Origin of the sequence: Streptomyces longisporoflavus, from assembly GCF_014649775.1 — a bacterium.
Lineage (GTDB): Bacteria > Actinomycetota > Actinomycetes > Streptomycetales > Streptomycetaceae > Streptomyces > Streptomyces longisporoflavus.
On the sequence record NZ_BMTR01000002.1, the window covers coordinates 386,134 to 403,796 of the forward strand.

Annotated in this window: 17 protein-coding genes; 11 read left to right on the plus strand and 6 right to left on the minus strand. The window is 71.3% G+C overall.

Annotated elements, in window-relative coordinates:
- Window positions 1–44 precede the first annotated feature (44 nt).
- From IE226_RS05770 to IE226_RS05780, 3 genes are all read left to right on the plus strand, one after another.
- Window positions 45–599, plus strand: coding sequence for a DUF1269 domain-containing protein (locus IE226_RS05770; RefSeq protein WP_190079902.1), 555 nt, complete (start codon window positions 45–47; stop codon window positions 597–599).
- On the plus strand, window positions 599–1,084 hold the full coding sequence (locus IE226_RS05775) for a DUF1269 domain-containing protein (RefSeq protein ID WP_190079903.1): 486 nt from the start codon (window positions 599–601) through the stop codon (window positions 1,082–1,084). Before IE226_RS05770 ends, IE226_RS05775 begins: the two co-directional genes overlap by 1 nt.
- A 162-nt stretch (window positions 1,085–1,246) precedes the next feature.
- A complete protein-coding gene (locus tag IE226_RS05780; RefSeq protein WP_190079904.1) occupies window positions 1,247–3,541 on the plus strand; it encodes a winged helix-turn-helix domain-containing protein in 2,295 nt (764 codons plus the stop codon).
- A gap of 48 nt (window positions 3,542–3,589) precedes the next feature.
- On the opposite strand, the gene IE226_RS05785 is transcribed toward IE226_RS05780, so the two are convergent.
- On the minus strand, window positions 3,590–3,880 hold the full coding sequence (locus IE226_RS05785; RefSeq protein ID WP_190079905.1) for a response regulator transcription factor: 291 nt from the start codon (window positions 3,878–3,880) through the stop codon (window positions 3,590–3,592).
- A gap of 349 nt (window positions 3,881–4,229) precedes the next feature.
- Window positions 4,230–4,493, minus strand: coding sequence for a DUF8691 family protein (locus IE226_RS05790; RefSeq protein ID WP_190079906.1), 264 nt, complete (start codon window positions 4,491–4,493; stop codon window positions 4,230–4,232).
- A gap of 182 nt (window positions 4,494–4,675) precedes the next feature.
- Here IE226_RS05790 and IE226_RS05795 point away from each other — a divergent pair, with 182 nt between their 5' ends.
- On the plus strand, window positions 4,676–5,137 hold the full coding sequence (locus IE226_RS05795) for a DUF7144 family membrane protein (RefSeq protein WP_190079907.1): 462 nt from the start codon (window positions 4,676–4,678) through the stop codon (window positions 5,135–5,137).
- 89 nt (window positions 5,138–5,226) lie between these two features.
- Here the strand turns inward: IE226_RS05795 and IE226_RS05800 are convergent, their stop codons facing one another.
- Entirely contained in the window at window positions 5,227–6,531 is a 1,305-nt protein-coding gene (locus IE226_RS05800) for a diacylglycerol/lipid kinase family protein (protein ID WP_190079908.1), read from the minus strand.
- A gap of 125 nt (window positions 6,532–6,656) precedes the next feature.
- On the opposite strand from IE226_RS05800, the gene IE226_RS05805 reads away from it, so the two are divergent.
- Complete coding sequence (locus tag IE226_RS05805; RefSeq protein WP_190079909.1) at window positions 6,657–8,063, plus strand: DUF2252 domain-containing protein; 1,407 nt, start codon at window positions 6,657–6,659, stop codon at window positions 8,061–8,063.
- A 955-nt stretch (window positions 8,064–9,018) separates the two neighbouring features.
- Here the strand turns inward: IE226_RS05805 and IE226_RS05815 are convergent.
- The gene (locus IE226_RS05815; RefSeq protein ID WP_190079910.1) at window positions 9,019–9,582 is read right to left on the minus strand and encodes a hypothetical protein; all 564 of its coding nucleotides are present in this window, start codon (window positions 9,580–9,582) and stop codon (window positions 9,019–9,021) included.
- Between the two features lie 456 nt (window positions 9,583–10,038).
- Between IE226_RS05815 and IE226_RS05820 the strand changes: the two genes are divergently transcribed.
- The 5 genes from IE226_RS05820 (at window position 10,039) to IE226_RS05840 (ending at window position 13,112) form a co-directional block, all read left to right on the plus strand.
- Entirely contained in the window at window positions 10,039–10,419 is a 381-nt protein-coding gene (locus IE226_RS05820; protein WP_190079911.1) for an anti-sigma factor antagonist, read from the plus strand.
- Between the two features lie 21 nt (window positions 10,420–10,440).
- Complete coding sequence (locus tag IE226_RS05825; protein ID WP_190079912.1) at window positions 10,441–10,878, plus strand: glutaredoxin domain-containing protein; 438 nt, start codon at window positions 10,441–10,443, stop codon at window positions 10,876–10,878.
- 294 nt (window positions 10,879–11,172) lie between these two features.
- Window positions 11,173–12,066 (plus strand): phosphorothioated DNA-binding restriction endonuclease, encoded by an 894-nt coding sequence (locus tag IE226_RS05830; RefSeq protein WP_190079913.1) that lies wholly within the window; start codon window positions 11,173–11,175, stop codon window positions 12,064–12,066.
- 123 nt (window positions 12,067–12,189) lie between these two features.
- Window positions 12,190–12,816, plus strand: a complete 627-nt coding sequence (locus IE226_RS05835) for a hypothetical protein (RefSeq protein WP_190079914.1) — start codon at window positions 12,190–12,192, stop codon at window positions 12,814–12,816.
- Window positions 12,813–13,112, plus strand: a complete 300-nt coding sequence (locus IE226_RS05840; protein WP_190079915.1) for a hypothetical protein — start codon at window positions 12,813–12,815, stop codon at window positions 13,110–13,112. Before IE226_RS05835 ends, IE226_RS05840 begins: the two co-directional genes overlap by 4 nt.
- An 8-nt stretch (window positions 13,113–13,120) precedes the next feature.
- On the opposite strand, the gene IE226_RS05845 is transcribed toward IE226_RS05840, so the two are convergent.
- Together IE226_RS05845 and IE226_RS05850 are read right to left on the minus strand one after the other, a co-directional pair.
- On the minus strand, window positions 13,121–13,777 hold the full coding sequence (locus tag IE226_RS05845) for a M15 family metallopeptidase (RefSeq protein ID WP_190079916.1): 657 nt from the start codon (window positions 13,775–13,777) through the stop codon (window positions 13,121–13,123).
- Between the two features lie 331 nt (window positions 13,778–14,108).
- Window positions 14,109–17,168 carry an AfsR/SARP family transcriptional regulator gene (locus tag IE226_RS05850; RefSeq protein WP_190079917.1) on the minus strand — a complete coding sequence of 1,020 codons (3,060 nt, stop codon included), beginning with the start codon at window positions 17,166–17,168 and terminating at the stop codon, window positions 14,109–14,111.
- Window positions 17,169–17,446: 278 nt separating this feature from the next.
- Between IE226_RS05850 and IE226_RS05855 the strand changes: the two genes are divergently transcribed.
- Window positions 17,447–17,659: a DUF4287 domain-containing protein gene (locus tag IE226_RS05855; RefSeq protein ID WP_190079918.1), complete on the plus strand. Its 213-nt coding sequence runs from the start codon at window positions 17,447–17,449 to the stop codon at window positions 17,657–17,659.
- Window positions 17,660–17,663 lie beyond the last annotated feature (4 nt).

Below are 17,663 nucleotides of genomic sequence, written 5' to 3' on the forward strand. Positions count from 1 at the left end.
GTGATGGCGGCCGTGACGGCGGCTTTTTCCCGAGAGGAGAAACGATGGCTGGGATCGGACCGGTACAACTTCTGACGGTCGAGTTCGGACCCGACGCCAAATTCGAGGGACGGATCATCGAGGAACTGGCGATCCTCGAGGCGAACGGGCAGATCCGCGTCCTCGACATGCTCTTCGTCCGCAAGGAGCCCGGCGGGAATCTGTTCGCCCTCGACTTCCAGGCGGAGGGCATGGGCGAGACCGTCGGCGCGCTGCTCGGGTTGTCGGGCGAGCACGTCAAGGCGGCCGAGGAGGCCTACCCGAGCCTGGCCGACGGCAACGCCTTCGGCCTGACCTCCGGTGAGATCAGGGAAATGGCCGAGTCCCTCGACCCGGGGGCCGCGGCAGCCTTCGTCCTGCTGGAACACGTGTGGGCCAAGTACTTGCGCAAAGCCCTCCGCGACGCCGGTGCCGTCCCTGTCGCCGAGGGCTTCCTCACCGACGAGGCACTGGCCCCCGTACTCGCCGAACTCACGGCGATGGCACAGAAATTGGGTGACCCGGTCACACCCGAAGTCCGGCCGGACCCCAAGACCCCCAACCCCCGGAGGAGGGCCTGATGGCCGATCTCGTCGTGCTCGGATTCTCGGACAAGGAGAAGGCGGAAGGAGTTCTGCGGCTCGCGAAGGAACTGTCCCGCCAGGAACTGCTGGACCTGGAGGACGCGGCGATCGCCTGGCGGACCATGGACGGCAAGCTCCATGTGCACCAGACGTTCAGCACCACGTCCACCGGCGCGGCCGGCGGCGCCCTGTGGGGCTCGCTGTTCGGCATGCTCTTCCTGATGCCGGTGTTCGGTGCCGCGGTGGGCGCGGCCACCGGCGCCATCGCCGGAAAGCTCTCCGACATCGGCATCAACGACGCCTTCGTCAAGGAGACAGCCAGCACCCTCGAACCGGGCCGCGCGGCGCTCTTCGCCCTCGTCCGGCGCTCGACACCCGACCGCGTACGTGAGGCGGTACGTCCCTTCAACCCCACGGTGATCCGTACGTCGCTCACCAAGGACAGGGAGGAGGAGCTGGTCGAGGCCCTGCAGACGAAGTGACCCGAAGCGGCCCGCCGACTTCGGACCGGGCCGCGCGACAGGCGCCGTCTCACACCGGGATTTCATCCGGGTGAGATGGCGCTTGCCGTGTGCTCCCGCTGTCCCGGGGACCGCATACTTGCCGCAGCCGCCGCACTCTGCTCCGAGAGCGAGGTGCCTACCATGGCCGAGTCCGTCGGCCCCGCACAGGTCACAGGCGAGAACCGGGCGCCCGCCGGCACAGCGCCCGCGGTCCCCGCCTGGCTCGTCCCCCGGCCGCGTCTGACCGACCGTCTAGCCAGGGGTGTCCTCGGACCGCTGACGGTGATCGTGGGTCCCGTGGGCGCCGGAAAGACGGCTCTGGCCCTGGAATGGGCCCACACCCGGCGCCTGCCGGGCCCGCTCGCCTGGGTCACCTGCGACGGCCGCGCAGAGCAGTCCGGTGTCTTCTGGCCGCGGGTGGTCGGCGCGCTGCGCGAGGCCGGCCTCGACCTGCCGGAAACCGTGACCCCGGAAGCCGAACCGCTGCTCGTGGCGGCGCTCGCCGCCGATCTGAACGAGCTCGGCGGACCGGTGGTCCTTGTCCTCGACGACTTCCAGCCCGCTCCCGGCTCGCCGATCGCCGAGGGGGTCAGCAGCCTCCTGCGGCACCTGCCCGGCGTGCTGCGCCTGGTGGTGCTCGCCCGCCGGGACCCTCCCCTGCACCTGCACCGGGGCCGGCTCACCAGCGAGGTGACCGAGCTGCGGACCGATGACCTGGCCTTCGACGACCGGGAGACGACGGCGCTGCTGGCCCAGCACGGGATCGACGTGCCGAAGCAGACGGTCAGCGCGCTGCGGCGGCGCACGGACGGCTGGGCGGCCGGGCTGCGCCTCGCGGCGATGTCCATGGAGCGGCGAAGCGATCCCGAGCGTTTCGTGGCGCAGTTCGCCGGAGACGACGAAGCCATCGCCAGCTACCTCATCGAGGAAGTGCTCGACCTGCAGCCCGACGGCATGCGCCGACTGCTGCTCACGACCAGTGTCCTTGACCACGTGAACGCCGAACTCGCCGTCGAGCTCTCCGGCGAGGACGCGGGGCGGCACTTCGCCGCCCTCGTACGCGAGAACTCGTTCCTGCAACCCGTCGGACAGGGCTGGTACCGCTGCCATCAGATGTTCGCCGACGTACTGCGGATGTGCCTGCGCCACGAGACGCCCGGCCTGGTCGCGCCGTTGCACCGCCGCGCGGCGGCCTGGCTCGGCGAGCACGGTCTGCTGGCCGACGCCGTACGGCACCTGCTCGCCGCAGGCGACTGGGACCAGGCGGCCCGGCTGATCGTGGACCGGCTTGCGATCGGCCAGGTGCTCGGTCTCACCAGGCTGCGACTGCCGGACGAGCTCATCCGGCAGCTGCCCGAACAGTTGTCGGCCCGGGACCCCGAACCCGCTCTGCTCGCCGCGGCGGTCGCCCGGGTGCGCGACGACGATCAGCTGTGCTGCCGCCATCTCCAGCTGGCCGAGCGACTGATAGCCGAGCTGACGGCGGGTGAGGACCGCGCCGTCCGGTGCCGCCTGGCCCACGCCGTGATCCGCATGGACCAGCTGCACTCCCGTGCCCCCGAGGAGGCCCGTGCCGCCGCGGCCGACGCGGAGGCGGCTCTGGCGCGTCTGCCGCAGGCAGGCCTGTCGCAGCATCCCGAGATTCCCGCGCTCACGTTGATGATCCGCGGTGGCGGCGAGTTGCGGGCCGGCGCCCTCAAGGCCGCCGAAGCCTCTCTCACCGGGGGCCTCAAGGCCGCGGGCGCCGCGGGCAACGGCGCGCTGCGCCGGGACTGCCTCGTCGACCTCGCACTCCTCGAGGCGCTTCGCGGCCGCTTCCGGGGCGCCGACGAACTCGCCGCCCAGGCCACCCAGCCGCCCCTGCCCGCCTGGACCGTGGCGGAGCGCTCCCAGGGATCCCTGCACCTCGTGCGCGCCTGGGTCGAACTGGCACGGGCCGAACCCGGCCGCGCGCGGCACGAACTCACCAGAGCCGACGCCGTGTTGCGTGCCATGCCCGACGTGTTCCTCTCCGAGGTCGCCTCCCTGCTTGCGTGGCTGGCGACGGCGGTGGAGCGGGGCGGTACGGCGGTCGTCCCGATCGGTGACGTGGTGGCCGCGTCCCGGCTGCCCCGCACCCTGCTGCGGGCCGTGGTGCCGGCGTGCGTCTCCCTGCTCGACTCAGTGCGCCACAGGGGCGCCGTCGGCGCCGCGCCGCAGCAGGTGGCGGCGCGGCCCGCCCTCACCCTCGTCGGTGCCCCGGCCGAGCGGCTCAGCGCGCGCGAGCGCGATGTCCTGGGCCGGCTGGCGCAGATGATGACCACCGAGGAGATCGCCGAGGAGCTGTACCTCTCGGTGAACACCGTGAAGACGCATCTCAAGAGCGTCTACCGCAAGCTCGCCGTGACCCGGCGCTCGGCCGCCGTCCGGCGAGCCCGCGAACTCCAGATCCTGTGAGGAACGGGACGGGCGACGGTGCTTCCCGATCGCGGCAGACGCGCCGCGCTAACAGAGTCCCAGCGCGCGCCCCCGCTCCACGGCCTCGGCCCTGGAACACACGCCCAGCTTCCGGTACACGGCGTGGACGTGGCTCTTGACCGTGTTCACCGACACGTACAGATCGTCGGCGATCTGACGCAGCGGCACCTCCTGTCGCAACCTGCGGAGCACGGCCAGCTGACACTGCGTCAACGGCTGCGCGGGCAGCCGGGCGGGCCGCTCCGGCTGCGCGGGCACGAAGGCCAGTACAGCGGCCGCCTCCCCCACCAGCGCACCCGCACTGCGTAGGTCGCCCATACCCCCCGCGATCCGTACCAGGGCGCCTGCGACCCATACCAGACAGGCCGTCACGGCGGGTTCGGTCGCATCGGCTGTACCGGTCAGATCGGTTAGATCGGTCTTATCGGCCGCTCGGGCTTCTCGGCTGAGAACGTGCAACCGGCCGTGCAGGACGGAAACTTCGCCCGCCCCACCCCTGGAGCCGCTTCGCGACTCGGCGCACAGCGCCACGGACATGCCCCTCACCTCCCCATGTGCAGGGCATTACCCCTACACCGTGAGGCGGTCGGCACCGCTGCGGAAGGGGCTGGTCGGCTCTTTTCGAACAGGATCCCGCCCCTCTCCGGAAACCGGTCGGCGCCGCGGTCTAGCCTCCCGTGCCGGGCAGCCTGCGGACTTCGAGCAGTTCGAGGCCGAGAGCCTCGATGCGGTCGAGGATCCCGTACAGCGCCGCCTGGTCAAGGCCCGCTCCCACCAGCACCGTTTCGGCGGGGCGCAGCACGATCGTCATCTCTGTGAAGGCCGACCGGAAAGCCTCACCGATCCTGCCCCTGACGCGGATCTCGAAGTCGGCGCCGCCGGGTGGGGTACCGGCCGGCCCGGGCCCCGATTCCTCCTGTGCCCCGCCCATGGCGACACCTCCTGTACGACGGCCTGGCCATCGGCCGCCATTCTCGCGGCCCCACCGCGGACGGCATCACCTTGCACGGGTGACGGCGCTCCCACCGGGGCCGGCGGGCTCATCCGTTGCGGGTGAACCGGCGGGGGCGGGGCCGGGCGGATGCTCCGGGTTCACCCATGAGGAGGTTCGACATGGCAGATCAGGTCTCTCGGGGCCAGGCCCGTTCCGATGTCCCCGAACCGCAGCCGCGCGTCAATCCGGTCGCCGTCGGAGGAGTCGTCTTCGCCGTGTGTGTGCTGGGCATCATCGGCACGTTCCACGCGATCGCGGGACTCTCCACGGTCCTCAGCGACAACTACTACCAGTCGCAGAACGAATACCCTTTCGACTTCAACCCCAACGTCCGCGGCTGGATCCAGATGATTTCCGGCGTCGTCGTCCTGGCGGCCGCGTTCAGCCTCTTCAGCGGTCGCACCTGGGCCCGTGCCGTCGGGATCACCGTCGCGGGGCTCAGCGCGATGGAGAACTTCTTCTTCACCCCGTACCACCCGGTGTGGTCGGCCATCATCATCGGCCTCGACGTTCTGGTGATCTGGGCACTGGCCGTGTACGGCCATCCTCAGGCGCACAAGGTCTACGGAGCGCCTCTCTAGACGGGCGTGGCCGGTCGCCGGGCCGGTCCCGCGGCCGGTCCTGCGGCTGGTCCGCGGCCGGTCACCCGGCGCCGGGAGGCCAGCCCTTCTCAGCTCCGGAAGGTCAGCCCGAGCCTGCCGATCTGACGCCAGTCGAGCCGCGGACGCTCCCGGTACGCCCCCGGCCGCTTCCTCGGCACGATCACCCGCAGGGCCCCGGGCCGCACCTCGCAGTGCACGGGGACGCTCAGATGCACCGCCTCGCCGTCGATGCCGGCCGGGATCTCCTCCTGGTCGGCGTCGACGATCACGGAGGCGGCGGTGGCCCGGTTCAGGCCTGCGGCCTGCTCTCCCCGCAGCAGCCCCGCGACCTGGGCGGCACTGGTGACCCGCACGCCGACGCAGCCGAGAACCCCGCCGTCAAGCCGTGTCCGGCGGCCGAGCCCGGCGATGTCCTTGGTGCCGTAGGGGTTGTTGCTCACCAGCAGGGCCTGCGGTTGCGAGAATTCGTGCTCCCCGGCGCGTGCGGAGAGCCGGGCCCCCTCCTGGCCCACGAGGAGATCGGGCAGAAGCTTGAGGGTGGTACGCGTTTTGTCGTTCCGGTACGCCGGGCTCTGCACCACCTCGGCGTACGCACCGAACGACACGTTGTTCACAAAGGGCCGCCCTCCGGCCCGGCCGAGGTCCACCCGCAGCTCCACCCCGTCCTGCAACGCGTCCAGGGCCGTCGACGGATCGTCGCGGTCCAGGCCCAGATCGAGGGCGAAGTGATTGCGGGTGCCCGCCGGGATGACCAGGAAGGGCAGATCGAGGGCGGCCGCGACCTCGGCGACCAGCGCCTGGGTGCCGTCGCCGCCCGCGACGCCGAGCAGATCGGCGCCCTCGGCCGCGCACTTTCGCGCGAGGGCCGCCACATCGGTCTCACCGGGGCCTTCAAGCAGCACCACTTCGGCCCCGCGCGCGCCCGCGAGCTCACGCAGCTCGAACCGTCCCACTTTGCCGCCGCCGGAGCGCGGATTCATGATCAGGACCGGCCGGCGGAACGTCCCGGCCGGCCGCTCGGGCATCGTCTCCGGGGCCTTGTGCCGGGCAAGAGCGGCGCGGCCCGCGCCCGCCGCGAGGAGCCACAGCGCGGCGGACACCAGGACCACCCAGGTGAGACGGGCCCGGGTGTACTCCACGAGCACCCAGGTCGGAGCAGCCAGCGCGAGCAGTACCGCCAGGATCCGCGGCAGGCCGCGCCTGCTGAGGATCCACCAGACCGCCGCGGCCGTGACCGCCAGGCCCGCGAGCCCCACGCCGAGCAGCGCGAAGGTCCTGAACCCCGCGAACACCGCGAGCACCAGGACCGCGGCAGCGGCGGATGCCAGGGACGCCCGGGCCAGCCATCGCTGTCCTCGCATCGTCGGTTCCATGCCTCCCAGTCTGCGGCCCCGGAGGGCCCCGGGGCCTCACCCCTGAGAGGCGACCTCACACCGCCGGGGTGACGCCGTGCGGCCGCTCCTGGCCCAGAGTCCTCAGCGCCTGGAGGGAGCGAGCCATGACCGAGACCACGCACCAGCACCTCACCCCGCGGGAACGGGCAGCCCTGGGCAGGGCCGCCCGCGACCATGCCCGGCGATCCGACCACGCCGAGTTCGTACCCGCACCAGACCGGCCCGACCCGGTCGACGTGATCGAACGGCAGTCGGCGAGCAGGATCCCGGAGCTCGTGCCGATCCGCTACGGGCGGATGCTGGAGTCGCCGTTCCGCTTCTTCCGCGGAGCAGCCGCCATCATGGCCACCGACCTGGCCACCTCCCCGTCGAGCGGGCTGCGGGCCCAGCTGTGCGGAGACGCGCACATGTTGAACTTCCGGCTGCTCGCCTCACCCGAGCGGCATCTGATGTTCGACGTCAACGACTTCGACGAGACGCTTCCCGGGCCATGGGAGTGGGACCTCAAACGTCTCGTGGTCAGCCTCGTCATCGCGGGGCGCGACAACGGCTTCAAGACGCCGGAGCGGGCCCGCGTGGTGCGCGCGACGGTGCGCGCGTACCGCGAGTCGATGAGCGAGTTCGCCGGGATGCGGACGCTCGACGTGTGGTACTCGCGGATCGACGCGGAGGAGCTGTTCGCCACGATGTCCGGCAAGCTGGACACGGGGGCGCGGCGGAGGATGTCCCGCGCGCTCAAGAAGGCCCGCACCCGTGACCACCTCCAGGCGTTGGAGAAGCTGGCCCGGGTGGTCGACGGCCAGCTGCGGATCACGCCCGACCCGCCCCTGATCACCCCGCTGCACGACCTCATGCCGGGTGTCGAGCGCAAGCAGCTTGAACACGAACTGCGGGAGCTGATCGACCGGTACGCGCTGACGCTGCCCGGCGACCGCCAGGCACTGCTGGCCCAGTACCGGGTGGTCGACATGGCCCGGAAAGTGGTCGGGGTGGGCAGCGTGGGAACCCGCTGCTGGATCATTCTGCTGCTCGGCCGGGACGACGACGACCCGCTCCTGCTGCAGGCCAAGGAGGCGTCGTCGTCGGTCCTCGCGGAGTTCGCGGGCGTGAGCAGCCACCTCAATCAGGGAGAACGGGTCGTCGCGGGGCAGCGTCTGATGCAGGCGACCAGCGACATGTTCCTGGGCTGGGAGCGGGTGACAGGACTCGACGGCCGCGAACGCGACTTCTACGTACGGCAGTTGCGGGACTGGAAGGCCATACCCCAGGCCGAGCTGATGACCCCCGACGTCATGCGGCTGTTCGGCCGGATGTGCGGTGCGACCCTGGCCCGCGCGCATGCGCGCTCCGGCGACCGGATCGCCGTCGCCGCCTATCTGGGCGGCTCCGACTCCTTCGACCGGGCCTTGGCGCGGTTCGCGGAGTCGTACGCCGACCAGAACGAGCGCGACCACCGTGCGCTGGCCGCCGCCGTGCGGGCCGGCCGGGTCACCGCGGCGTCGACCGAGTGATCCGCCCTCGGCCCGCCGAGCCAGTGGCGCAGGAATTCCTCCTGGGCGAGTATCCGGCCGACGGCTATGCCGAACACGATGGTGGTGAAGTACAGGATCAGCCAGGACAGCACGGTGAACACCGAGCCGAGCGCCGCGTAGCGCTGCTCGCTCATCCGTAGCGCACGCGGCAGCCACAGCCCCGACGCGGCACTGAAGGCAGCTCCTCCCACACCCGCGAGCACGGCGCCGGGCAGCAGGGGCAGCCAGGGCACCCGTCCTGCGAGCAGCAGGTGCTGGGTCCACCACCACATCAGGACCGCGGCGAGGGACTGCAGGATGACCCCCAGTACGGGTCCCGCGCCGAACGCCCGGTGCAGCGCTCCCTGCACGATGAGCATCGCGATCCACACGAGAAGCCACACGGCCCAGCGCCAGGCCACCAGGCGTACGGCGGGGCGTGGCAGGTCCCAGGAGCGTTCGCACATGCGTTGCAGGGCGCGGGTGAAGGCCGTGGCGGACAGCAGCGCTACCAGCACGCTGGCCGCGCCCCAGTTGTGCAACACGGTGTCCCCGGCCGCGGACACCACCTCGGCCCGCTCCACCACCGGACCGCTCGACCCGAGCATGGTGCGCAGCGAGCGCACCAGTTCCTGCCGGACGGCGTGCGGGCTGAACGAGGCCACCGCGATGAGCATCGGCAGCGCGGCCAGGAACGCCTGTGCCGCAAGTCGCGTCGACATGTCGAGAATGGTGACGCGCACGAGCTGCTGGACGACGCGCCCCGCCAGCGGCAGGGCCGCGAAGGCGATCCGCATGACGGTGTCCTCTCGTAGCAGGGACCGGCCGGACCGACCGGCTCCTGCCGGACACCCTCAGCTCCACCGCCTCGCCGCACGTCGCCCGCTCCGGGTGACGTACGCCGGTGACCGCTACCGGTGACGTATGCCGGTGACCGCCCGCGGCGGCCGCGGGATCACGGAAGCGCGGGGGCCGACTGCCAGGGGACGCAGAGGGCCAGGCGTATGTGCCCGTCCGGGGTGCGGTGGAGTTGCAGGCCGTCCGCCGCGTCCGGGGACGTCCGCAGGGGGTCGACGCCGGGGCAGAGTCCCGCCAGTTCGAGGGTGTCGTGGCGTGACACCGGCAGCCAGGCCGGCGGCCGCGGACTGCGCCCGTCGTAGTCGGTCACCGCCAGCGTGATCCGCGCCTCGTGCACGCTGACCAGCAGACGGATGTGCGCCGCGCTGCTGTGGCCGATCACGTAATGCGCGGCGACGCCGGCCGCGTCGCTCATCCGGTGGGCCAGCGGTCTCGACGCGCCGGATGCCGTGAGCACCGCCAGGGCCACTTCGGCCAGGACGTCCGCGGAGGCCTCCACGCGTCCGGCTTCGAGCGCCAGGGCCGTCTTGTGCCCGTCCCGCCCGGCGGTCCCGGCGGCCCCGTCGGTCGCGGCGGCCCCGTCGGTCGCGGCGGTCGCGGCGGATGCCGGGTCCCGGGTGGCGATGCGGGGCAGCTTCGTCATCCGCACGGTCCGTCCCATCGACGCCTCCCCACGCCGTGGAAACAGGGGTAACACCATGCGCACCGCCGGGAGCAGGTCGTTCGCACGGGGCAGGTGCGCGTCCACCAGAAGCGCCGAGGTCCGGGGCGTGACGTCGACGCTACGACGGCTTGTCCGCACCGTCCAGTCGGCCCAGCCAGCCCATTCGGACGCTGCCGGCCCGGCGCCAATCCCCAAGTGTCGCCAATTCCGCCGAAATAAAACCGAGTTACCTCAGAAGAGTGCCTAACGTCGCCCGATGGGTCCATTATGGAAACCCCTCGCCTGCCCGTCCGACCAGGGCACTTGAGGGATACGCGGACCGCTGCCGCGGCCGGGCACGCAACTGTGCCGCGTCCTTCGGTCCGTCGCACACGATCACCCAAGACCCCGGTGAGATCAGACCCATTCCCTCTCGGCACTTCTGAGGGCCGCGTCCACACCGAGGATGCCACCATGATCGACGGCTCCCCGCCCACCACCGGGCACCTGCACACGTACCGCACTCAGGGTCACCTGATCCTTGAGTTCCACGGCGAGATCGATGTCAGCGCCGCCCTCGAGATGGCCCCGGCCCTGGACATGTACACGGCCCTACCGGCCCTCGAAGCGATCATCGACCTCAGCCATGTCGAGTTCTTCGACTGTTCGGGGCTGCGCCTGCTGTGCCGGGCCCGGCGACGCATCCTGGACCACAGCGGGGAGTTGCAACTGGTCTGCGATCACCCGCTGACCCTGCACATCCTGCGGGTGACCGGGCTCTTCCCGGGCTTCGCCCCCGTACCGAGCCTGGCGGTCGCCCTCGACCGGTCCGACGATATCGAAGAGGCAGGCTGACCGGCCGTATCCTGCGTCATCATGATGCGTGCTTGGATCTTGCCGATGCTGCTCGTCCTCTGCGGTGCCGTCATCGCCGCCGGGCAGTTGCTGAGGGGCAACCCCGTTGCGGCCGTGGCGCTCCTGCTGCTGTTCGCACTGCTCGCGGCCGCGACCTCGCCCCTGATCTTTCCCCGTTCGATCGGCGCGCAGGAGGCACAACGCCGCAGCGCCGACGACGGCCGGCCGATCGTGTTCTGGCGGCCGGGCTGCGTGTACTGCCTGCGCCTGCGCATCCGACTGGGCCGCCGCGCCAGGCAGTTGCACTGGGTGAACATCTGGCGCGACCCGGCGGGCGCCGCGGTGGTGAGATCGGCCAACGCCGGCAACGAAACCGTCCCCACCCTCATCGTGGCGAACACGCCACACGTCAACCCCGACCCGGCGTGGGTACGCGAACGACTCGCCTCCTCCGCGTAGGGAGCGAGCCTGACGGTGCGGTGTGGCGGCCGGGATGCTTCGTTGCGATCGTGGACGCAGATATCAACACGCAATGACCGCGGGAACTCAGCGAGTGCGTTGCGCCAGATCAACGCCAGATCAACGCCAGTCCGGCGGAATGTTCGCCAGCTGCGTAACCGAGCTTGAGCAATCGCGTCCACTGGCGAACGCGACGCCCCTGCATCTGTGCGATTGTTCGATCGCCTCTATTCCTTCCTCGCGTCCTTGATGCGATCGACTTCCTGGCATCGCGGTCGTCTACGATCAGCCGCCATGGATTGGCTGGAGCGGATCGCGAAGCTGAGGCAGTGGAGCCGGAACGGTATCCGTGCTCCGCACAAACCTCTGCTGCTCCTGTACGCCCTTGGCCGGTTCCAGGAAGATGCCGACGGCGGCCTGCTCTACAGCACGGTCGAAGAGGACCTGCAGCGCCTCCTGAACGAGTACGGCCCGCCCAACAAGACGACCCCCGCCTACCCCTTTCACCACCTGATCAGCGACGGCGTATGGGAAGTCCGCACCGATCGCGGCCCCGGCAGCCCTGGCAGCGGTATTCGGGACCTCCGTGAGAGGGGCGCCACCGGGCAGCTCGCGCCGGACTTGCGAGCGGCGCTGCGACGCGAACCGGATCTGCTCGGCAAAATAACGCGGCTGCTCCTCGACCTGCACTTCCCGCCCTCCCTGCACGGCGAACTGCGCGAGGCCGTCGGCCTGGAACTGGAGCGGGCGGAGACCGAGCAGCTCTCGGTGGTACGCAGGCAGCGGGGCTCACGCATGCGGGAACTGGTGCTGACCGCCTACGAATACCGGTGCGCCTTCTGCGGATACGACGGCAGGATCGGCGCGGTACCGGTCGGGCTGGAAGCCGCCCACGTGCGCTGGTGGGCGTTCGGCGGACCCGACGAGGTCGACAACGGGCTGTGCCTGTGCGCGCTGCACCACAAGCTTCTCGACAAGGGCGTCCTCGGCGTGGGAGACGACCAGCGCATCCTGGTCTCACAACGCTTCGTCGGTCACAGTGCCGCTGCCCGCGAACACGTCATAGCCCTCGCGGGCCGCCCCCTCATCGGCCCCCAGCCCGGCTCGCCCCCAGTTGCCACGACGCACCGCGACTGGCATGCCCAACAGGTCTTCCACGGCGACCCGCGCCCTACCACGGCCGCCTGACACCCCTTCACGGGGCGTGCTGATGAGGGTGCCCCGTTGCATGCGGTGACCGTAGCCACTCCTACGATGCCCGCCGACGCCTGTCTCAGCACCCGCTCCCCTCGGCCTGACAGACTGCCTCCCATGCAGAAGCCGGCGCGCCCACCTCTGTCCCCACGTCCCATACCCCCGCTTCGCGGCGACGAGGCGATTGTCGGCGGCCCCGATGCAACCGTGGTCGACTTCTGGCGGTTTGCCATGCCGGATCTCCGTATGAACAACACGCGTGGTCTGTTCGCCGAGTTTTTGGTGCACCGAGCGCTCAACTCCCGTCGGACCCGCGTGGAATGGGCGAGCCACGACGTCGAGACGGATGACGGGCTCCGTGTCGAGGTCAAGGCCGCCGCCTATTTGCAGGCCTGGGAGCAGCGAACGCCCTCCCAAATCCGGTTCGGCGGGCTCCGCGCTCGTACCTGGTCGCCCGATCGCGGTTACGCGGAGGCGAAGACGTACAACGCCGACGTCTATGTCTTCGCCGTTCAGGCAGCCCGTGAACACGATGCCTATGACCCGCTCGACATCTCCCAGTGGGAGTTCTACGCGTTGCCCCGGCCTGCGATCGCGGCCCTGGGTACGGACAGCGTCAGCCTGGTCACGGTTCGAGCAGCAGCAGGCGCAGCAAGTGCAGCAAGTGGATTTCGTGGCCTTGGTGAGCGGATTCGAGCGGTTGATCCGCGAATCAGCGCGCCGGACGAGGACGGATACCAGTGAGGCCCACGTATTTCCGTGCCGAGAGCGAGAACGGGAGTCGTATCGACAATCCCTCCGAGGACTCGCTGTTCATGCTCGTCGAGGACCTCGACGACGCGGACAACACCTTCCTCGTCATTCAGCCCGACATGGACGATCCGCCCTGGTTCGCCACTGTGGGAGTGCTTGACGAAGGCGGGTACGAGATCGTTCTGCGGGATGCCTCTCGCCGGGAGCATTCCGTGTATACGGAGACCAGCGTCGACCGGATCGCCAACGCTCTCGTCACCTGGCCGGCTAGTCGCGGCGGTACCTAGGGCGCGCCCTAGGCCTCGAACGTCATCGGCCCGTACCGCGCCTCCGCAACCCCCGTCGCCAGCGCCCAGTAACGGTCGCCGAACGACCAGTGCCACCACTCCGTGGGGTAGTTGACCAGGCCGGCTGTGGCGAGGGCCGCGGTGAGGGTGCGGCGGTTGCGGCGGGCCGGTGGGGGGATCAGCGGGCTGTCCGTGTAACAGGCGCCCTCGCTCTCCTCCGGGCTCGCGTTCACCGGGGTGCCCAGGTCGAGTTCCGTGCCGGATGTGGTGCACAGGGTCAAGTCGACGGCCGCGCCCGCCACATGAGGGCCCACCTCGGGCGGAGAGAGGGAGCGGCTCGTCTGTTGGTGGAGGTACTCCTGCGACCAGCCGGGGTTCGCCTTGCGCAGTTCGGCCGCGTACTCCTCGAAGTAGGAGATCTGCAGCGGCAGGGGGCGGTAGCCCTCCGTGACCAGGAGGCGCAGGCCCTCGGGGAGGAGGCGGGCCGCCCTGGCCAGGCGCCAGGCGACGCCCTCCCGTAGTTGGGCGTAGGCACCGGCGGAGTCGGCGAGGCGGTCGTCGACGTCCACGAAAGGCAGTTGGCGCAGGTCCACGAGGGGTTCGCCGCATTCGTGGACCGGTATGCCGACGACTCTGGGATCGTTCATGAGGATGATCGACGACATGCTTGCCCCTTCATGGCGACGGTGGCGGGCACAGCTCCGGGGACGGGCAGCCGCCCGCCCCCGGAGTCCCCTCCGCCCTGGCGCCGGCTGGGGCGCTACGCGACGAGCGGCCCACACGGCCGACGGTGCCGGCTGTGTGGGCCGTACGAGGCATCAGTGGCCTTCCCCCCGTGCTTCCCCCGTTGAATTCCGCTGAGTCCCCCGTTGTTTCCTGCGATCCCCCGTGCCGTCGGCGTGTTCACCCGCCGACAAATCGAGCATGACGTACTCCGCTGCAAGTTCTCTGCAAGTCCGCGCCAAGCGGATTGCAGGGTCCTCTCCAGCGGGGACGTCAGAGGCCGGGCTCGTGCCGTTCGCGTGCCTCGTACGCAGTGAAGATGTCCCGCGCCTCGGCGCGCAGCGCCCCCGCCCCCGCCGGATCCCCCGCGGCCTCCCGCGCCGCCGCGAGATCGCGCAGGGTGCGGGCGCGGGGCAGGGGGAGCTCCAGCTCGTTCCAGAGCTCGGCGGCCGTGGTCAGATGCCGCTCGGCCGCGTCGAGGCGGCCCGCGGCGAGCTCGCACTCGCCGAGCGTACGCAGCCCGAGCGCCTCGCCGAAACGGTCGTGGTGGCCCCGGCAGACATCGAGGACACCGCGTATCTCCACCGCCGCCTCGGCGCAACGACCCAGCCGGATACGGGATTTGGCCCTTGCCTGCATCGCGTACGCCAGCATGAGCGGGTCGCCAAGGGTGCTCAGGAGGTCCACCGCGCGGCTGGAGAGTTCCTCCGCCTGTGCGTACTCGCCCAGTGCGCGGTGCACCAGGCCGATGGAGCGCAGGGTGAGGGATTCGCCGCGGCGGCTGCCGAGCCTGCGGTAGGCCCGGAGCGACTCGTCGAGGAAGGAGCGTGCGGCGTCGAAGTCGCCGAGCTCCAGCTGGACGGATCCGGCGTACCGGCAGGAGAGGCCGATGCCGGGGTCGTCCTTGAGCTGCCGGAAGCCCTCGACGGCGCGGACGAGCGTCTCTTGCGCGTCACGCAGCCGTCCCGCTTCCCGCCGGGCGCTGCCGAGCCCGGCGAAGGCGGCGGCCCTGCCGCGTACGTCGCCGAGTTCGGCGCAGAGTTCGGCCGCCTGGTTGAAGTAGCGCTGCGAGTCGGTGAACCGGTCCTGTTCGTAGCGGAGTTGGCCGAGTCCGATGAGGAGCAGGGCCTCGCCCGCCCTGTCCTCCGCGCGGCGGGCCGCGGCCAGCGCCGCGTCATGGGTGCGCCACCAGGCTTCGAAGCGGTTGCCGACGGTGTAGGCGGAGGAGCACAGTGCGGCCGCCGCTTCGCAGGAGAGGGTGTGCAGGTCGAGGGAGGCCGCGCGCTCGACGGCCGCGGCTATGGCGTCGGCCTCGGCCTCGAACCAGGCGGCCGGGTCGGCCAGGGCCCGCTGGGTGGCCTCGGGCCCGACGGGCCTGACGAGGCGGCGCAGGGCGACCGCGGCGGCGCCGTCCGAGCCGTTGGAGTACAGGAGCCCGCGGTGCAGTTCGACGGCGCCGGACGGCGTCGCGGAGGCGGCACGGCCGGTCAGCCAGAGCCAGGCGCCCAGGGCGCGGCCGACGGCGGCGGCCCGTTCGGCGGGCGGGTCCTCGGCGTCTGCTCGTTCGGCGGCGTACACGCGGACCAGGTCGTGGGGGCGGTAGCGGGGCTGGCCGGCCCGGTCGACGCCGGTGCAGTGCAGGAGCTGGGCGTCGATGAGCTGTTCCACGACGCGGTCCGCCTCCGCCTCGGGCACGTCGAGCAGCGCGGTCACCACCCATGCGGCCACATCGGGCGCGGCGAGCAGGCCGAGGCGCCGCAGTGCGGTGCGGGCGGGGGCGTCCAGGGCGCGGTAGCTCATGCCGAGGCCGGCCCGGACCTCCAGGTCGCCGACGGCGAGTTCGTCCAGGCGGTGGTGTTCGTCGGCGAGCCGGTCGGCGAGCATGCGCGCGGTCCAGTGCCGGCGCGTCGCGAGGCGGGCGCCGGCGATGCGGATGGCGAGCGGGAGCCCGCCGCACAGCTCGACGATGCGCCGGGCGGCGTCCGGCTCCTCCCTGACGCGCCGCTCCCCCGCGACGCGCCCGAGAAGCTCGGTGCCCGGCTCGGTGTCGAGGACGTCCAGGTCGGCGCGGTGGGTGCAGGGCAGGGCGCCGAGGCGGGCCCGCGCGGTGATCAGGACCCCGCAGCTGGCGCTGCCCGGAAGCAGCGGGCGCACCTGGGACTCGCTGCCCGCGTCGTCGAGTACGAGCAGGACGCGGCGGCCGGCGACCAGGCTGCGGAAGAGATCGCGCCGCTCGGCGTCCCCGTCGGGCGGGTCGGCTCCCAGGGCGTAGAGGAGCCGTCCGAGCACTTCGCCGGGTGCCACGGGGTCGGTGGCGCCCCGCAGCTCGGCGTACAGCTGCCCGTCCGGGTAGGCGTCGGCGACCTGGTGTGCCGCGCGGACTCCCAGGGTGGACTTGCCGACGCCGCCGGGCCCGGAGAGGACGACGACCGGCATGGCCTCGCGGGGCTCGGACAGCGCGGCGCGCACGTCGGCGAGTTGCGTGTCACGGCCGGTGAAGTCGCCGATGGCGGGCGGCAGGAGGGCGGCGACCGGGGCGGCGGCGGTGTTACCGGGTGCGGGGCCGGGGGTGTCCGCCGCGGCGGGCAGCAGCTCGTCGTCCGCCCGCAGGATCGCCTCGTACATCCGCCTGAGGTCGGGGCCGGGGTCGATCCCGAGCTCCTCGGCCAGTACGTCACGTCCCTGCGCGTACACCGCGAGGGCATCGGCCTGGCGCCCCAATCGGTAGAGGACGAGCATCAGTTGGCCGCGGAGCCGCTCCCGGCCGGGATGCGTGGCGACCAGCGCGGTGAGCTCACCGATCAATTCCCTCTCGCGGCCCGTCTGCGCCAGCTCCGCGGCGATCCGCTCCTCCAGGGCGGCTTGCCGCGCCTCGTCCAGCTGGTCGGCGACGGCCCGCAGGCTTTCACCGATCCCGCCCAGTGCGGGGCCGCGCCACAGGGCCAGGGCGTCTCCCAACAGCCGTGCGGCCGCCGCGTGATCGCCGTCGGCCGCGGCCTGTCTGCCCCGGGCGCACAGGCGCTCGAACTCGTTGCGGTCGACGCGGGCGGCGTCCGCGTGGACCAGATAGCCCGGCGGCCGTGTCTCGATGGCGTCGGCGGACAGCGCGCGGCGCAGCGCGGAGACGTACGACTGGATCAGGGAGCGTGCCGTGTCCGGCGGCCGCTCGCCCCAGATGGCGTCGATCAGCGCGTCGACGGACACCACGCGTCCTGGTTCCAGGAGCAGCGCGGCGAGCAGGGCCCGGGGTTTGGGTCCGCCCAGGGAGAGTCGGCGGCCCTCTCGCCCTGCTTCGACGGGACCCAGTAAGCGGTAGTCGGTGTCCGTGTTCACGCCGTCTCCATGGGTCCTTGCCCTGCGCAGTCCCGCCGCCGTCGCCCCCCGACCGGCTGGTCATACTACGTCTGCCCATGCTCGACTCACGCGTACACCAGGGGAATCAGGCCACGCGCCACCCGCACACGAACGGATGCGGCTGCGCCTGGTTCACGTGAAGGAAGGGGAGAGGGAATGTGACGCGGGTCACCACACACGGCCGATGACTTGATCGGGACCCACCCGTCTTATTGACGACTTCACGACAACATCGCGAGAGACGGGACTGCCTCACCATGACCGAAACCACCAAAGGCCCTGCCAGCTACTTCCCCTCGATCGAGAAGAAGTACGGGCGCCCGGTCGCGGAGTGGAAGGAACTGATCCGGTCCTCCCCGCTGACCAAGCACATGGAACTCGTCGGCTGGCTCAAGACCGAGCACGGCCTGGGGCACGGCCACGCCAACGCACTGGTCGCGCACACCCTGGCCGAGTCCCGCCCCGCGTGACCCG

Coding starts and splice junctions, on each gene's coding strand:
- IE226_RS05770 (WP_190079902.1), top strand. CDS start 45: ATGGCTGGGATCGGACCGGTACAACTTCTGACGGTCGAGTTCGGACCC.
- IE226_RS05775 (WP_190079903.1), top strand. CDS start 599: ATGGCCGATCTCGTCGTGCTCGGATTCTCGGACAAGGAGAAGGCGGAA.
- IE226_RS05780 (WP_190079904.1), top strand. CDS start 1,247: ATGGCCGAGTCCGTCGGCCCCGCACAGGTCACAGGCGAGAACCGGGCG.
- IE226_RS05785 (WP_190079905.1), bottom strand. CDS start 3,880: ATGGGCGACCTACGCAGTGCGGGTGCGCTGGTGGGGGAGGCGGCCGCT.
- IE226_RS05790 (WP_190079906.1), bottom strand. CDS start 4,493: ATGGGCGGGGCACAGGAGGAATCGGGGCCCGGGCCGGCCGGTACCCCA.
- IE226_RS05795 (WP_190079907.1), top strand. CDS start 4,676: ATGGCAGATCAGGTCTCTCGGGGCCAGGCCCGTTCCGATGTCCCCGAA.
- IE226_RS05800 (WP_190079908.1), bottom strand. CDS start 6,531: ATGGAACCGACGATGCGAGGACAGCGATGGCTGGCCCGGGCGTCCCTG.
- IE226_RS05805 (WP_190079909.1), top strand. CDS start 6,657: ATGACCGAGACCACGCACCAGCACCTCACCCCGCGGGAACGGGCAGCC.
- IE226_RS05815 (WP_190079910.1), bottom strand. CDS start 9,582: ATGGGACGGACCGTGCGGATGACGAAGCTGCCCCGCATCGCCACCCGG.
- IE226_RS05820 (WP_190079911.1), top strand. CDS start 10,039: ATGATCGACGGCTCCCCGCCCACCACCGGGCACCTGCACACGTACCGC.
- IE226_RS05825 (WP_190079912.1), top strand. CDS start 10,441: ATGATGCGTGCTTGGATCTTGCCGATGCTGCTCGTCCTCTGCGGTGCC.
- IE226_RS05830 (WP_190079913.1), top strand. CDS start 11,173: ATGGATTGGCTGGAGCGGATCGCGAAGCTGAGGCAGTGGAGCCGGAAC.
- IE226_RS05835 (WP_190079914.1), top strand. CDS start 12,190: ATGCAGAAGCCGGCGCGCCCACCTCTGTCCCCACGTCCCATACCCCCG.
- IE226_RS05845 (WP_190079916.1), bottom strand. CDS start 13,777: ATGTCGTCGATCATCCTCATGAACGATCCCAGAGTCGTCGGCATACCG.
- IE226_RS05855 (WP_190079918.1), top strand. CDS start 17,447: ATGACCGAAACCACCAAAGGCCCTGCCAGCTACTTCCCCTCGATCGAG.